Source organism: Luteibacter sp. KNZ12-1A (assembly GCF_056755675.1).
This window is the reverse complement of sequence record NZ_JBPGXU010000091.1, coordinates 1-15,955: the sequence shown is the minus strand read 5'-3', so window position 1 is coordinate 15,955 and position 15,955 is coordinate 1. Positions and strand designations below refer to the sequence as shown.

At 63.8% G+C, this 15,955-nt stretch carries 13 protein-coding genes and 1 tRNA gene; all 14 read right to left on the bottom strand.

What is annotated here, in order from left to right:
* A partial coding sequence (locus tag ACR9ZJ_RS15440; protein WP_481288228.1) for a GTP-binding protein occupies nt 1-203 on the bottom strand: 203 nt, incomplete at its 3' end.
* Between the two features lie 49 nt (nt 204-252).
* Nucleotides 253-2,382 carry an elongation factor G gene (gene fusA / locus ACR9ZJ_RS15435; RefSeq protein ID WP_481279546.1) on the bottom strand — a complete coding sequence of 710 codons (2,130 nt, stop codon included), beginning with the start codon at nt 2,380-2,382 and terminating at the stop codon, nt 253-255.
* 26 nt (nt 2,383-2,408) lie between these two features.
* Nucleotides 2,409-2,876: a 30S ribosomal protein S7 gene (gene rpsG / locus ACR9ZJ_RS15430; protein ID WP_090059100.1), complete on the bottom strand. Its 468-nt coding sequence runs from the start codon at nt 2,874-2,876 to the stop codon at nt 2,409-2,411.
* Nucleotides 2,877-2,892: 16 nt separating this feature from the next.
* Nucleotides 2,893-3,267, bottom strand: a complete 375-nt coding sequence (rpsL, locus tag ACR9ZJ_RS15425) for a 30S ribosomal protein S12 (RefSeq protein WP_036115505.1) — start codon at nt 3,265-3,267, stop codon at nt 2,893-2,895.
* Nucleotides 3,268-3,440: 173 nt separating this feature from the next.
* The gene (gene rpoC / locus ACR9ZJ_RS15420) at nt 3,441-7,655 is read right to left on the bottom strand and encodes a DNA-directed RNA polymerase subunit beta' (protein WP_371023359.1); all 4,215 of its coding nucleotides are present in this window, start codon (nt 7,653-7,655) and stop codon (nt 3,441-3,443) included.
* A gap of 25 nt (nt 7,656-7,680) precedes the next feature.
* Nucleotides 7,681-11,850 carry a DNA-directed RNA polymerase subunit beta gene (gene rpoB / locus ACR9ZJ_RS15415; RefSeq protein ID WP_426285404.1) on the bottom strand — a complete coding sequence of 1,390 codons (4,170 nt, stop codon included), beginning with the start codon at nt 11,848-11,850 and terminating at the stop codon, nt 7,681-7,683.
* A 233-nt stretch (nt 11,851-12,083) separates the two neighbouring features.
* A complete protein-coding gene (rplL, locus tag ACR9ZJ_RS15410; protein ID WP_090059106.1) occupies nt 12,084-12,455 on the bottom strand; it encodes a 50S ribosomal protein L7/L12 in 372 nt (123 codons plus the stop codon).
* A gap of 47 nt (nt 12,456-12,502) precedes the next feature.
* Entirely contained in the window at nt 12,503-13,027 is a 525-nt protein-coding gene (gene rplJ / locus ACR9ZJ_RS15405; protein ID WP_306849834.1) for a 50S ribosomal protein L10, read from the bottom strand.
* Nucleotides 13,028-13,370: 343 nt separating this feature from the next.
* On the bottom strand, nt 13,371-14,078 hold the full coding sequence (gene rplA, locus ACR9ZJ_RS15400; RefSeq protein WP_306849831.1) for a 50S ribosomal protein L1: 708 nt from the start codon (nt 14,076-14,078) through the stop codon (nt 13,371-13,373).
* Nucleotides 14,079-14,081: 3 nt separating this feature from the next.
* Nucleotides 14,082-14,510: a 50S ribosomal protein L11 gene (gene rplK / locus ACR9ZJ_RS15395; RefSeq protein WP_306849829.1), complete on the bottom strand. Its 429-nt coding sequence runs from the start codon at nt 14,508-14,510 to the stop codon at nt 14,082-14,084.
* A gap of 202 nt (nt 14,511-14,712) precedes the next feature.
* The gene (gene nusG / locus ACR9ZJ_RS15390; RefSeq protein ID WP_306849827.1) at nt 14,713-15,273 is read right to left on the bottom strand and encodes a transcription termination/antitermination protein NusG; all 561 of its coding nucleotides are present in this window, start codon (nt 15,271-15,273) and stop codon (nt 14,713-14,715) included.
* A gap of 8 nt (nt 15,274-15,281) precedes the next feature.
* Nucleotides 15,282-15,677, bottom strand: a complete 396-nt coding sequence (gene secE, locus ACR9ZJ_RS15385; protein ID WP_481279545.1) for a preprotein translocase subunit SecE — start codon at nt 15,675-15,677, stop codon at nt 15,282-15,284.
* 13 nt (nt 15,678-15,690) lie between these two features.
* Nucleotides 15,691-15,766: transfer RNA gene (locus ACR9ZJ_RS15380), tRNA-Trp, on the bottom strand.
* A 96-nt stretch (nt 15,767-15,862) separates the two neighbouring features.
* Nucleotides 15,863-15,955: EF-Tu C-terminal domain-related protein (locus ACR9ZJ_RS15375; protein ID WP_481288229.1), on the bottom strand; the 93-nt coding region annotated here is incomplete at its 5' end.

Sequence of the window (15,955 nt, the reverse complement as noted above, 5' to 3'; positions counted from 1 at the left end):
ACGTGCGCGGTCGAGATCGTGATACCGCGCGCCTTCTCTTCCGGCGCCGCGTCGATCGAACCGTAGTCCTTGAACTCGCCGCCAAAGCGCTCGGCGCCGATCTTCGTCAGCGCAGCCGTCAGCGTGGTCTTGCCGTGATCGACGTGACCGATGGTGCCGACGTTGACGTGCGGCTTCTTACGCTCGAACTTACCCTTTGCCATGACTCTAAACCTCTAAAAGAACGTTGTATGTTTAAAGAAGAAGCCCTTATCAGGACTTCTTCATGACCTCGTCGGCGACATTCTTCGGCGCCGGATCGTAATGATCGAATTCCATCGTGAACATCGCACGACCCTGGCTCAACGAGCGGATCGTGGTGGCGTAGCCGAACATCTCACCGAGCGGAACCATCGCGTTGATGGTCTTGCCCGACGGCGTGTCGTCCTGGCCGGTCAGCATGCCGCGACGGCGGCTCAGATCGCCCATGATGTCACCGACGTAATCTTCCGGCGTCACGACCTCGACCTTCATGATCGGCTCGAGCAGAACCGGGTTCGCCTTGGCGAAGCCCTGCTTGAACGCCATCGAGGCAGCGAGCTTGAACGCCATTTCGGACGAGTCGACGTCATGGTAGGAACCGAAGACCAGCTTGACCTTCGTGTTCACGACCGGGAAGCCAGCCAGCGGACCCGACGTGATCGTCTCGCGCAGGCCCTTCTCGACCGACGGGATGAATTCCTTCGGAATCACACCACCCGTGATGTCGTTGATGAAGAGGAAGTCGTCCTTGATCTGGGCGGCAATCTTCTCGTCCGCACGGTCGGCCGCGGTGATCGGCGACAGTTCGATCACGACGTGACCGTACTGACCCTTACCACCCGACTGCTTGGCGTGCTTGTAGTCCGACTTGACGTCCGACGCCTGGATCGTTTCGCGATAAGCCACCTGCGGCTTGCCGACGTTGGCTTCGACGTTGAACTCGCGACGCATGCGGTCCACCAGGATGTCCAGGTGAAGCTCGCCCATGCCCGAGATGATCGTCTGGCCGGACTCTTCATCCGTACGGACGCGGAACGACGGATCTTCCGCAGCCAGGCGGCTGAGGGCGATACCCATCTTTTCCTGGTCCGACTTGGTCTTCGGCTCGACCGCCATCGAGATCACCGGCTCGGGGAACGACATGCGCTCGAGCGTGATGATGTGATCCTGCGCGCACAGCGTGTCACCGGTCGTGACGTCCTTCAGGCCGACCGCCGCGGCGATATCGCCAGCGCGGACTTCCTTCAGTTCGTGACGCTCGTTGGCGTGCATCTGCAGGATGCGGCCGATGCGCTCCTTCTTCGACTTGACCGGGTTGTACACCTGGTCGCCGGCGTTCAGCGTGCCGGAGTAGACACGGAAGAACGTCAGCGCGCCGACGAACGGATCGGTCATGATCTTGAACGCGAGGGCGGAGAACGGCGCATCGTCCTTGGCTTCACGGGTGTCCGGCTTCTCGTCTTCGTCGATGCCTTCGACCGGCGGACGGTCGAGCGGCGACGGCAGGAGATTGACGACCGCGTCGAGCATCGCCTGGACGCCCTTGTTCTTGAACGCCGTACCGCAGAAGACCGGGATGATCTCGCTCTTCAGCGTGCGCAGGCGCAGGCCTTCGATGATCTCGGCTTCGGTCAGCTCTTCGCCACCGAGGTACTTGTCCATCATCTCTTCCGTGGCTTCCGCCGCGGCCTCGATCATGGCCGTACGATCGGCCTCGGCCTTGGCCTGGAGCTCGGCGGGAATCTCGACGTATTCGAACTTCATGCCCTGGGACTCCATGTCCCACTTGATGGCCTTCATCTTGAGGAGGTCGACGACGCCCTCGAAGTTGTCCTCGGCACCGATCGGCACCTGCATCGGCACCGGGTTGGCGGCAAGGCGGCTCTTCAGCTGGTCGATGACCTTGTAGAAGTTCGCGCCGGTGCGGTCCATCTTGTTGACGAACGCAAGGCGCGGCACCTTGTACCGGTTGGCCTGACGCCACACGGTTTCCGACTGCGGCTGCACGCCACCCACGGCACAGAGAACGAACACCGCACCGTCGAGAACGCGGAGCGAACGCTCCACTTCGATGGTGAAGTCGACGTGTCCCGGGGTGTCGATGATGTTGAAGCGATGCTCGGGCAGCGAACGATCCATGCCCTTCCAGAACGCCGTGGTGGCGGCGGAAGTGATGGTGATGCCGCGCTCCTGCTCCTGCTCCATCCAGTCCATCGTAGCGGCACCGTCGTGCACCTCGCCAATCTTATGACTGACACCGGTGTAGAACAGGATGCGCTCCGTGGTCGTGGTCTTGCCGGCATCGATGTGAGCCATGATGCCGAAGTTGCGGTAGCGCTCGATGGGCGTAGTGCGTGCCACGGTCTTTCCTCAATCTGGAGCTGTAATTACCAGCGGTAATGCGAGAAGGCCTTGTTGGCCTCAGCCATGCGATGCGTCTCTTCGCGCTTCTTGACGGCGCCGCCACGGGATTCCGAGGCTTCGAGCAGTTCGGCGGCCAGCTTGCGCGGCATGGACGTCTCGCCGCGCTTGCGCGCCGCGTCGATCACCCAACGCATGGCGAGAGCCATGCGACGGCCCGGACGGACTTCGACCGGCACCTGGTACGTGGCACCGCCGACTCGGCGGGACTTCACCTCGACGGCCGGGGCGATATTGCCCAGGGCCTTCTCGACGAGCTGCACCGGCTCGGCGTTCTTCTCGCCGATGTGCTGCAGGGCGCCGTAGACGATGGCTTCAGCGACGGACTTCTTGCCGGACTTCATCACCATATTGATGAAACGGGCAATCAGCTGGCTTCCGTGCTTCGGGTCCGGGAGGACCACACGGGCGGGATGGGAACCTTTACGCGACATAATTCTTGTCCTCTACTCAGCTCTTCGGGCGCTTGGCGCCGTACTTCGAGCGCGACTTGCGACGCTTGGTCACGCCGGCGCAGTCGAGACTGCCGCGAACCGTGTGGTAACGCACACCGGGGAGATCCTTGACGCGACCGCCGCGGATCAGGACCACCGAGTGCTCCTGCAGATTGTGACCTTCGCCACCGATGTAGCTGATGACTTCGAAACCGTTGGTCAGGCGCACCTTGGCAACCTTACGCAGCGCCGAGTTCGGCTTCTTCGGAGTGGTCGTATAAACGCGCGTGCACACCCCGCGGCGCTGCGGGCTGCTCTGCAGGGCCGGCGAGGCGCTCTTGTACGCCTTCGGGCTGCGGGATTTGCGCACCAACTGGTTGACTGTCGTCATGCGAAGCTATTCCTGAGAAACATAAAGGCAGACCGATAGATCGGCCCGCCAGAGAAGCGTTGTTGACGTGCGCCGCCCGCGAAGCGGGCCAGCGCCCATCGTCCTTGATTCCGAACACGAGGCGCATCCTTGCGCCTCATTTCGTATGTACGAGCAAAACCCGGGTACGGGCCTTACTCGGCGCTATCGTTGGACCCGGCGGGAGCCTCTTCGAACGTGACAGCCGGTGCCGAAGAACCCGAGAGGGTTTCCAGCTCCGAGGCCGTCAGTCCGCCCTGGCTACGACGCGAAGCGTGGTATGCCAGACCCGTACCCGCAGGGATTAGCCGCCCAACAATAACATTTTCCTTCAGGCCACGCAACGTATCCCGGGTGCCACGGACCGCCGCCTCGGTGAGGACGCGGGTGGTTTCCTGGAACGAAGCCGCCGAGATGAACGACTCGGTGGCCAGCGAGGCCTTGGTGATGCCCAGCAGGACCGACTCGAACTCGGCCCGACGCTCGCCCCGCTTCTCGGCGCGCTCGTTTTCCTCGTTGATCCGGACGCGCTCGACCTGCTCACCGCGCAGGTAGGTGCTGTCACCCGGCTCGGTGATCTCGACCTTGCGCAGCATCTGGCGAATGATCGCTTCGATGTGCTTGTCGTTGATCTTCACGCCCTGCAGGCGGTAGACGTCCTGGATCTCCTTGACCAGGTACGAGGCCAGCGGCTCGACACCCAGCAGGCGCAGGATGTCATGCGGATTCGGCTCGCCGTCGACGACGGTTTCGCCCTTCTCCACGTGCTCGCCCTCGAACACGATGACCTGGCGCCACTTGGGAATCAGCTCCTCGTGCTCGTTGCCGTCCACGTCCTTGATGATCAGGCGCTGCTTACCCTTGGTGTCCTTGCCGAAGCTGACGATACCCGAGCGCTCCGCGAGGATCGCCGGCTCCTTCGGCTTGCGGGCTTCGAACAGGTCGGCGACGCGCGGCAGACCACCCGTGATGTCGCGGGTCTTCGAGGTTTCCTGCGGGATACGGGCGACGACGTCGCCCACGCCCACTTCGGCACCGTTCTGGATCGAGACGATCGCACCGGCCGGCAGGAAGTACTGGGCCGCGATGTCGGTGCCCGGCAGCTTGAGCTCACGGCCCTTGCTGTCTTCCAGGCGGACGATCGGGCGCAGGTCCTTCGCCTGCGTGCCGCGACGCTTCGGATCCGTGACCACCGCCGACTCGAGGCCGGTCAGTTCGTCGGTCTGCGACTGCACGGTCACGCCATCGATGAAGTCGATGAAGCGGACCACGCCGGCCACTTCCGTGACGATCGGGTGGGTATGCGGATCCCAGTTCGCGACGGTCTGGCCAGCCTTGACCGGGTCGCCGTCCTTCACCGCGATGGTCGCGCCGTAAGGCACCTTGTAACGCTCGCGCTCGCGGCCGTTGGCGTCGATGACGCTCACTTCACCCGAACGCGAGACGGCGACCAGGTGACCCTGCGAATGCTCGACCGACTTCAGGTTGTTGAACTTCAGCGCGCCGGTCGTGCGGACCGTCACGTTGTCCACCGCGGCGGCACGGGACGCCGCGCCACCGATGTGGAACGTACGCATCGTCAGCTGGGTACCCGGCTCACCGATCGACTGCGCGGCGACCACACCCACGGCCTCGCCCATGTTGACCAGGTGACCACGAGCGAGGTCGCGGCCGTAGCACAGGGCGCACACGCCATGGCTGGCACGGCAGGTGATCGGCGAACGGACCTTGATCAGCTGCACGCCGGCCTTGTCGAGCTGGTCGACCAGGTACTCGTCGAGCAGCGTGTCGCGGGTCACGATCGGCTGGTCGTCATCGCCCGGGGCGTAGACGTCCTCGACCACGACGCGACCGAGCACGCGCTCGCGCAACGGCTCGACCACGTCACCGCCTTCGACGATCGGCGACATCAGCACACCGTCTTCCGTGCCGCAATCGTGCTCGGTGATGACGACGTCCTGTGCCACGTCGACGAGGCGACGGGTCAGGTAACCGGAGTTCGCGGTCTTCAGCGCGGTATCCGCGAGACCCTTACGGGCACCGTGGGTCGAGTTGAAGTACTGCAGGACGTTCAGGCCTTCGCGGAAGTTCGCCTTGATGGGCGTCTCGATGATCGAGCCGTCCGGACGGGCCATCAGGCCGCGCATGCCCGCCAGCTGACGAATCTGCGCCGCGCTACCACGCGCGCCGGAGTCCGCCATGATGTACAGCGAGTTCATCGACTTCTGGTTGACCGTGTTGCCGTCGGCGTCCTGCACCTTCTCGGTGCCGATACCGTCGATCATCGCCTTGGCGACGAGTTCGTTGGTACGCGACCAGATGTCGACCACCTTGTTGTAGCGCTCGCCGGCGGTCACCAGGCCCGACTGGTACTGCTCCTGGATCTCGACGACTTCCTTCTCGGCTTCCTCGAGGATGCCCTTCTTCTCGGCCGGGATCTTCATGTCGTCGATACCGATGGAGATACCGGCGCGCGTCGCGAAACGGAAGCCGGTGTACATCAGCTTGTCGGCGAACACGACCGATTCCTTCAGGCCGAGCAGGCGGTAGCTCTGGTTGATCAGGCGCGAGATGTTCTTCTTGGTCAGCTCGGTGTTGACCAGCGCGAAGGGCAGGCCCTCCGGGATGATCTCGGCGAGCAGGGCGCGACCCACCGTGGTATCGACCAGGACGAGGCGCTCGACGCGCTCGCCATCGACGGTTTCCACGCTGCGCACGCGCACCTTCACCTTCGCGTGCAGCTCGACCGCACGGTTGTCGTACGCGCGACGCACTTCGCCGACGTTCGCGAACACCATGCCGGTGCCCTTCGCGTTGATCAGCTCGCGGGTCATGTAATACAGGCCGAGCACGACGTCCTGCGACGGCACGATGATCGGCTCGCCGTTCGCCGGCGACAGGATGTTGTTCGAGGACATCATCAGGGCGCGGGCTTCGAGCTGCGCCTCGATCGACAGCGGCACGTGCACGGCCATCTGGTCACCGTCGAAGTCGGCGTTGAACGCCGTACACACGAGCGGATGCAGCTGGATCGCCTTGCCTTCGATGAGGACCGGCTCGAACGCCTGGATACCCAGGCGATGCAGGGTCGGCGCACGGTTGAGCATGACCGGATGTTCGCGGATCACGTCTTCCAGGATGTCCCACACCTGCGCTTCCTCGCGCTCGACGAGCTTCTTCGCGGCCTTGATCGTGGTGGCTTCACCACGGGCCTGCAGCTTGGCGAAGATGAAGGGCTTGAACAGCTCGAGCGCCATCTTCTTCGGCAGGCCGCACTGGTGCAGGCGCAACGTCGGGCCGACCACGATGACCGAACGGCCCGAGTAGTCGACGCGCTTGCCGAGCAGGTTCTGGCGGAAGCGGCCCTGCTTGCCCTTGATCATGTCCGCGAGCGACTTCAGCGCGCGCTTGTTCGTGCCGGTGATGGCACGGCCTCGACGGCCGTTGTCGAGCAGCGCATCGACCGATTCCTGCAGCATGCGCTTCTCGTTGCGCACGATGATGTCGGGCGCGGCGAGTTCGAGCAGGCGCTTCAGGCGGTTGTTGCGGTTGATGACGCGACGGTACAGGTCGTTGAGGTCGGAGGTCGCGAAGCGGCCGCCGTCCAGCGGAACGAGCGGACGCAGGTCGGGCGGCAGCACCGGCAGGACGGTCATGACCATCCATTCCGGCTTGTTGCCCGACTCGAGGAACGCCTCGATCAGCTTCACGCGCTTGGTGAGGCGCTTCAGCTTGGTCTCGGAATTCGTCGACGAGATCTCTTCCTTCAGGCGAATGACTTCGCCCGGCAGGTCGAGGCTCTTCAGCAGCTCGTAGACGGCCTCGGCACCCATGCGGGCGTCGAATTCGTCACCGTGCTCTTCGGTGGCTTCCAGGTACTGGTCTTCGCTGAGCAGCTGGCCGCGCTCGAGCGCGGTCAAGCCCGGATCGATCACCACGAAGGCTTCGAAGTACAGGATGCGCTCGATGTCACGCAGGGTCATGTCCAGCATGAGGCCGATGCGCGAAGGCAGCGACTTCAGGAACCAGATGTGCGCGGTCGGGCTGGCCAGTTCGATGTGGCCCATGCGCTCGCGACGGACCTTGGCCAGGGTGACCTCGGTACCGCACTTCTCGCAGACCACGCCGCGATGCTTCATGCGCTTGTACTTGCCGCACAGGCATTCGTAGTCCTTGATGGGACCGAAAATGGCCGCGCAGAACAGGCCGTCACGCTCAGGCTTGAACGTGCGGTAGTTGATGGTTTCCGGCTTCTTCACTTCGCCGTACGACCACGAGCGGATCAACTCCGGCGAAGCCAGAGCGATCTTGATCGCGTCGAAATCCAGCGTCTGTCGCTGCTGGTTGAACAGATTGAGCAGGTCTTTCATGCGTAATCTCCGGTAGCCGCGACGATCACTTGATCTCTTCGAGTTCGATGTCGATGCCGAGCGAGCGGATTTCCTTCACGAGTACGTTGAAGGATTCCGGCATGCCCGCGGCCATTTCGTGGTTGCCGTCCACAATGTTCTTGTACATCTGGTTGCGGCCCTGGACGTCGTCCGACTTGACGGTCAGCATTTCCTGCAGGGTGTACGCGGCGCCATACGCTTCCAGCGCCCAGACTTCCATTTCGCCGAAGCGCTGGCCACCGAACTGCGCCTTGCCGCCCAGCGGTTGCTGGGTAACGAGCGAGTACGGTCCCGTCGAACGCGCGTGCATCTTGTCGTCGACGAGGTGGTTCAGCTTCAGCATGTGCATGTAGCCGACGGTGACCGGGCGATCGAACGCCTCGCCGGTACGGCCGTCGAAGAGCACCGTCTGCCCGGATTCCGGCAGGTCGGCGAGCTTGAGCATGTGCTTGATCTCGGACTCCTCGGCACCGTCGAACACCGGCGTCGCCATCGGCACGCCGTCGCAGAGGTTGTTCGCCAGGGAGACGATCTCGTGGTCGGACATCGACTTGAGGTCGACGTGACGCACCGCGCCTTCCGCACCGGCGTTGCCGTGGTTGTAGACCTCGTCGAGGAACTCGCGCAGCTTGGCGGGCTTCTCGTTGGCCTGGATCATCGCCTCGATCTTGTGGCCGAGACCCTTCGCCGCCCAGCCGAGGTGAACCTCGAGGATCTGGCCGATGTTCATACGCGAAGGCACGCCCAGCGGGTTCAGCACGATGTCGACCGGACGGCCGTCGGCGGAGAACGGCATGTCCTCGACCGGAACGATCATCGACACGACACCCTTGTTACCGTGGCGGCCGGCCATCTTGTCGCCCGGCTGGATGCGGCGCTTGACGGCCAGGTAGACCTTGACCATCTTGAGCACGCCCGGCGCGAGGTCGTCGCCCTGGGTGATCTTGCCCTGCTTCTCCTTGAAGCGCTTATCGAAGTTCTCCTTGTGGCGCTTGACCTGTTCGGCCGCACGCTCGAGGAACTCGGACACTTCCTCTTCCTTGACGTTGATCTTGAACCAGTCGTCCTTCTTCAGGCCGTCCAGGTAGGCGTCGTCGATCGTGGTGCCGCGCTTGAGGCCACCCGGGCCGCTCATCGCGGTCTTGCCGACCAGCTGCGAGCGCATGCGGGCGTAGATCGCGCCCTCGAGGATGCGGAACTGGTCGTCGAGATCCTTGCGGATCCGCTTCAGTTCGGTCTCTTCGATCTGCTTGGCGCGCTTGTCCTTCTCGATGCCATCGCGGGTGAAGACCTGCACGTCGATGACATTGCCGTCCATGCCCGGGGGCACGCGCAGCGAGCTGTCCTTAACGTCCGAGGCCTTCTCGCCGAAGATCGCGCGGAGCAGCTTCTCTTCCGGCGTGAGCTGGCTTTCGCCCTTCGGCGTGACCTTGCCGACGAGGATGTCGCCCGCCTTCACTTCCGCGCCGATGTACACGATGCCGGACTCGTCCAGGCGCGCGAGCGCCTGCTCGCCGACATTCGGGATGTCCGCGGTGATTTCCTCGGCGCCGAGCTTGGTGTCGCGGGCGATGCAGGTCAGCTCCTCGATGTGGATCGAGGTGTAGCGGTCTTCCTGCACCACGCGTTCGGAGATCAGGATCGAGTCTTCGAAGTTGTAGCCGTTCCACGGCATGAACGCGACGAGCATGTTCTGGCCGAGCGCAAGCTCGCCGAGATCGGTCGAGGAACCGTCCGCCAGCGTGTCGCCCACCGCCACCACGTCACCCACGTTCACCAGCGGACGCTGGTTGAGGTTGGTGTTCTGGTTGGAGCGGGTGTACTTGGTCAGCGTGTAGATATCGACGCCGGCATCGTCGTCGCCGACTTCGGCTTCGTTGACGCGCACGACGATACGGGCCGCGTCGACCTGGTCGATCACGCCGCCACGACGGGCCGACACGGTCACGCCCGAGTCACGCGCCACGGCGCGCTCGATACCCGTGCCGACGAGCGGCTTCTGGCTGCGCAGGGTCGGAACGGCCTGGCGCTGCATGTTCGCGCCCATCAGCGCGCGGTTGGCGTCGTCGTGCTCGAGGAACGGGACGAGCGCCGCGGCGACCGACACGGTCTGCATCGGCGAGACGTCCATGTAGTTGATCTCGGCCGACGGACGCAGCTCGGATTCACCACGGAAACGGCAGGAGACGAAGTCCTCGATGAACTTGCCTTCCTTCGTCAGCGGCGAGTTCGCCTGCGCGATGACGTGATCGCCTTCCTCGATCGCGGAAAGGTAGTCGACCTTGTCGGTGACCTTGCCGTTCTCGACCTTGCGGTACGGCGTCTCGAGGAAGCCATAGGCGTTGGTGCGGGCGTACACGGCCAGCGAGTTGATCAGGCCGATGTTCGGACCTTCCGGCGTTTCGATGGTGCAGACGCGGCCGTAATGGGTCGGGTGCACGTCGCGCACTTCGAAACCGGCGCGCTCACGGGTCAGGCCGCCCGGTCCGAGCGCCGACACGCGGCGCTTGTGGGTCACTTCGGACAGCGGGTTGTTCTGGTCCATGAACTGCGAGAGCTGCGACGAGCCGAAGAACTCCTTCACCGCCGCCGCGACCGGCTTGGCGTTGATCAGTTCCTGCGGGGTCAGGCCCTCGGATTCGGCCAGCGACAGGCGCTCGCGAACCGCGCGCTCGACGCGGACGAGACCGATGCGGAAGGTGTTCTCCGCCATTTCGCCGACCGAACGCACGCGACGGTTACCCAGGTGATCGATGTCGTCGACCGTGCCGGTACCGTTACGGATGTCGATCAGCACGCGCAGCACGTCGAGGATGTCGGAGGTTTCACCCTGCTCCGCGACCAGGCGCTGGCACTCGTCTTCCTTGCGCTCGGCGAAGTACTTGTGGTCGTACAGCACGCCCGGGCCGATGACGTCCTTGCGGCCGACGCGACGGTTGAACTTCATGCGGCCGACGGCCGAGAGGTCGTAGCGGTCGAAGGTGAAGAACAGGTTGAAGAACAGGTTCTGCGCGGCGTCCTTGGTCGGCGGCTCACCCGGGCGCATCATCCGGTAGATTTCGACCAGGGCCTCGAGCTGCGTGCGCGTGTTGTCGATGCGCAGCGTGTTCGAGATGTACGCGCCACGATCGAGATCGTTCACGTACAGCGTCGGCACCGTCTCGATGCCGGCCTTGCGGAAGCGTTCCAGGTGCTCGGCCGTCAGTTCGTCGTTGGCCGCGGCGATGATCTCGCCGGTGTCCTTGTCGACCATGTCGATCGCGACGATGCGGCCGACCGGGTAGTCGTCCGGCACTTCGAGCGTGGTGATCTTCTCGCTGGCGAGCTGGCGAACATGGCGCGCGGTGATGCGCTTGCCGGCTTCGACCAGCACCTTGCCGTCGATCACGAGATCGAACGAGAGCGTTTCACCGCGCAGGCGCTCGGCGACGAGGTCGAGGGTGACGCCGCCCTTCTTGCCCAGGTGGAACACGTTGTGTTCGAAGAAGATCTGAAGCATCTCTTCGTTCGTGTAGCCGAGCGCGCGCAGCAGCACGGTCACCGGCAGCTTGCGGCGACGATCGATACGGGTGAACAGCGCATCCTTCGGGTCGAACTCGAAGTCGAGCCAGGAGCCACGGTAGGGAATCACGCGGGCGGAGAACAGCAGCTTGCCCGAGCTGTGCGTCTTGCCGCGGTCGTGATCGAAGAACACGCCCGGCGAACGATGCAGCTGCGAGACGATGACGCGCTCGGTGCCGTTGATGATGAAGGTGCCGGTCTCGGTCATGAGCGGGATCTCGCCCATGTAGACCTCCTGCTCCTTCACGTACTTCACGGCCTTCTTGGACGCCGGGCTGTCCTTGTCGTAGATGACCAGGCGGACGGTCGTGCGCAGCGGCGCGCCGAACGTCATGCCGCGGTTGCGGCACTCGCGCTCGTCGAACGCCGGCTCGCCGAGCCGGTAGTCCACGTATTCGAGGGCTGCGTTGCCGGAATAGCTGGAAATCGGGAACACCGACTTCAGCGCGGCATGCAGGCCCTTGTCTTCACGCTGCTTGGGGTTGACCTGCTCCTGCAGGAATTCCTTGTACGAGTCGGTCTGGATCGTCAGCAGGTTGGGCACGCCCAGCACGGGCGGACGCTTGCCGAAATCCTTACGGATGCGCTTCTTCTCGGTAAACGAGTAGGTCATGGTGGGTACCGCCTCGGTTCAGTAATGGGTCGATCAAAATCGGATGAATCGAAAATCGGAGATCGAGATTCGTACCGCAGGGCATCGCTGCCCTCGACTCCCGATGTCCCATTTCCGACGGAGCAACAACGGACATGGAACGTGGAACCCGGCCTGGAACGGCCAAAGCCCGGGGGCTTACGCCCCCAGGCTCACTTGACGCTATGTCGAACAGCTGGCGCGCAAGGCGCCGATTACTTGAGTTCGACCGTGGCGCCGGCAGCTTCGAGATCCTTCTTGAACTTATCGGCATCTTCCTTCGAAGCCGCTTCCTTCACGACGCCGCCGGCCTCGGTGAGGTCCTTGGCTTCCTTCAGGCCCAGGCCCGTGATGGCGCGGACGGCCTTGATCACGTCGACCTTCTTGTCGCCGGCGGACTTCAGGATCACGTCGAACTCGGTCTGCGCTTCGGCAGCCGGGCCGGCAGCGGCCGGGCCAGCGACGGCAACCGGGGCGGCAGCCGAGACGCCGAAGGTGTCTTCGATCGACTTCACCAGCTCCATGATTTCCATCAGGGACTTGGCCTTGATGGCTTCGACGATCTGTTCGGTGGTCAGGGTGGACATTGTTTCTTACCTTCTGAAATGGGGTCTTATGGAAATAAGTCGACGAATCAGGCTTCGGCCGGGGCTTCGGCGGCGACTTCGCCACCACCCTGCTTCTCGCCAACGGCCTTGACGGCGCGCGCGAACATCGTGACCGGCTCGTTGAGGACGCGAGCCAGCATGGCCAGCGCTTCCTGACGGGTCGGCAGCGAGGCAAGCACGTCGACGTGGGCGGCGGGAAGGAGCTTGCCTTCCACGGACACGACCTTCGTCTTGAGCTTGTCGTTGGTCTTCGCGAATTCCTTGATCAGGCGGCCTGCGGCGCCCGGTTCCTCAGTGGAGAACGCATAGAGCAGCGGACCGACGAGAGCGTCCTTGACGACCTCGAATTCGGTACCGGCCACGGCGCGTGCGGCGAGGGTGTTCTTGACAACTTTCAGGAACACGCCCGTTTCACGAGCCTTCTTGCGCATCTCGGTCATCTGGGAGACCGTGGTGCCCGCGTATTCGGCGGCGACCAAGGAGTGAGCCTTCGCGGCGACTTCTGCCAGCTCGGCGACTACTTCTTGCTTCTGAGACAGATTGAGAGCCATTGCACTCCTCCAATTGAACTCCGCTCACGACTCCTGCCGCTTGCGGTCCTGGGCGACATCGTCCTGACGTCGGGGACGCGGGGTCCCGGGTGGTGGCCTTTCCAGATTCGAAACGAATGCCAGAAGGGGCTGCACCATCTACGCAGGCCGGATCCGAAGAGGCATCCGATTAAGCGAACCCGCTACCGACGACGGCGTTTCCTTGCCAACACGAGCTCCCTGCTCGTCGCCGTCGCGCGCTGCTCGCGCCTACGGTCTTTGACGGCTGCCCCGGTATTGCAACCGGAGCTGCCCTCAAAAACGTGCCCCCGCCGGCCTGGCCGGCGAGGGTCGTAACTCTTGCTTACTTGGTCGAGGTGTTCACGGTCGAGGTATCGACCGGCACGCCCACGCCCATGGTGCTCGACAGCGACACCTTCTGGATGTACTGGCCCTTCGCCGCGGCCGGCTTGGCCTTCAGCAGATCGGCGATCAGCGCGTTCAGGTTGTCCGCCAGCTGGGCGGCTTCGAAGCTCGCCTTGCCGATGGTGGCGTGGATGATGCCGCCCTTGTCGTTGCGGAACTTGACCTGGCCGGCCTTGGCGTTCTTGACGGCCGTGGCGACGTCGGCGGTGACCGAGCCGTCCTTCGGGTTCGGCATCAGGCCACGGGGACCGAGCACCTGGCCGAGCTTGCCGACGACGCGCATCGCGTCCGGCGTGGCGATGACGCGGCCGTAGTTGAGATCGCCCGCCTGCATCTTCTCGGCGAGGTCGTCCATACCGACGGCGTCGGCGCCAGCCGCGAGGGCGGCGTCGGCCTTCTCACCGGCCGGGACGAACACGGCGACGCGAACGGTCTTGCCGGTGCCGTGCGGCAGCAGCGACGAGCCGCGCACGCCCTGGTCCGACTTCTTCGCATCGATGCCCAGGCGGACCGAGACGTCGACCGACTCGGCGAACTTCGCCTTGGCGTTGTCCTTGACGATCTTCAGTGCCTCGTCGAGACCGTAGGTCTTGCCGGGCTGAACGGCGGCCGTGGCGGCCTTCATACGCTTCGTGAGCTTTGCCATGTCTTAACCCTCCACCACCAGACCCATGGAACGCGCGCTGCCGGCGATCGTACGCACGGCGGCATCCAGATCGGCCGCCGTGAGATCCGGCTCCTTCTGCTTCGCGATGTCCTCGAGCTGGGCACGGGTGACCTTGCCCACCTTGTCGGTGTTCGGCTTCGGCGAGCCCTTCGCCACGCCCGTGATCTTCTTGAGAAGGATCGAGGCCGGCGGGGTCTTCGTGATGAAGGTGAAGGTACGGTCCGAATAAGCCGTGATCACGACCGGGATCGGGAGACCCGGCTCGAGCTTCTGCGTGGCGGCATTGAACGCCTTGCAGAACTCCATGATGTTCAGGCCGCGCTGACCGAGCGCCGGACCGACCGGCGGCGACGGGTTCGCCTGGCCGGCCTTCACCTGCAACTTGATGTAACCAATGACTTTCTTTGCCATTTATCTTTCCTCGCGAGTGCTAGCGCCTTGCGGCTCCTCGCTGTAGACCGTCCGTGGAAGTGGTAGGGCCGCGCCTGCGAACCCCTGAAACACGGACACGCCGGAGCACAAGACTCCAGCGTGAACCGGGCATTATAGGCGTCCGGCCCGGGTTAAGCAAACCCCATGCCGAATGGGCTGGCCGGGGCCAGCCAGAAGACCGTCAGGCCTTCTCCACCTGGCCGAACTCGAGCTCGACCGGGGTAGAACGACCGAAAATGAGCACCGCGACGCGCAGGCGGCTCTTTTCGTAGTTGACTTCCTCGACCACGCCGTTGAAGTCGTTGAACGGGCCGTCAGTGACGCGAACCATCTCGCCCGGCTCGAAGAGAACCTTCGGACGGGGCTTTTCGACACCCTCGCGGACGCGGCTCAGGATGGCCTCCGCCTCGCTGTCGCGGATCGGGTGCGGACGGTCGGCGGTACCGCCGATGAAACCCATGACCTTCGGGGTCTCCTTGACCAGGTGCCAGCATTCGTCGTCGATACGAGGCGTCTTGCCGCTGGTATCGGTCTCGATCTGGACCAGGACATAACCCGGGAAGAACTTGCGCTCGCTGCGACGCTTCTGGCCGCCGCGCATCTCGATGACTTCCTCGGTCGGAACCAGGATCTCACCGAACTTCTCTTCCATGCCCTCGCGCTTGACGCGCTCGTCGAGGGCCTTGCGAACCTGCTGCTCGAACCCCGAATAGGCGTGAACCACGTACCAGCGCTTGCTCATGCCTTACCTCAATGTCCGAGTTTCAACAGCCAATCGAGCACGAGCGACTTCAGCAACCAGTCGATCAGCCCCATCAACAGCGAAAGAATGACGACGACCACCATGATGATGCCGGTGGTCTTCAACGTTTCGTCGCGCGACGGCCAGACGACCTTGCGCAACTCGAACTGCGATTCGGCGACAAAGCCGCGCAGCTTGCGACCCGGGGCCGTGAAGGCGCCGATCGCCAGGGCGGCCGCGACAGCGACGAGCACACCGGCAACGCGCGCAAACGACGGCACGTTCGGGTTATCGCTGAAATAGTAGAAACCGACGATGCCTGCGGCAAGCACGACCAGCGCAAGCGCCAGCTTGCCGATGTCGGCCGGGCCCAAACCCTTGGCTTCTTGTGCCTTCGTATTCATGCGCACTCAAGAGTGGCACGCCAGGAGGGACTCGAACCCCCAACCTGCGGTTTTGGAGACCGCTGCTCTGCCAATTGAGCTACTGGCGTACAAATAAAACAGTGGAACCGCGAAAGCGGGCGGTCTACGACCCACCCGCCCCGCGACCGGGTGCCGGCCCCGAAGGACCGGCATCGCTTGTCTTCTTACTTGTTGATCTTGGAGACGACGCCGGCGCCGACGGTACGACCGCCTTCGCGGATCGCGAAACGCAGGCCTTCGTCCATCGCGATCGGGAA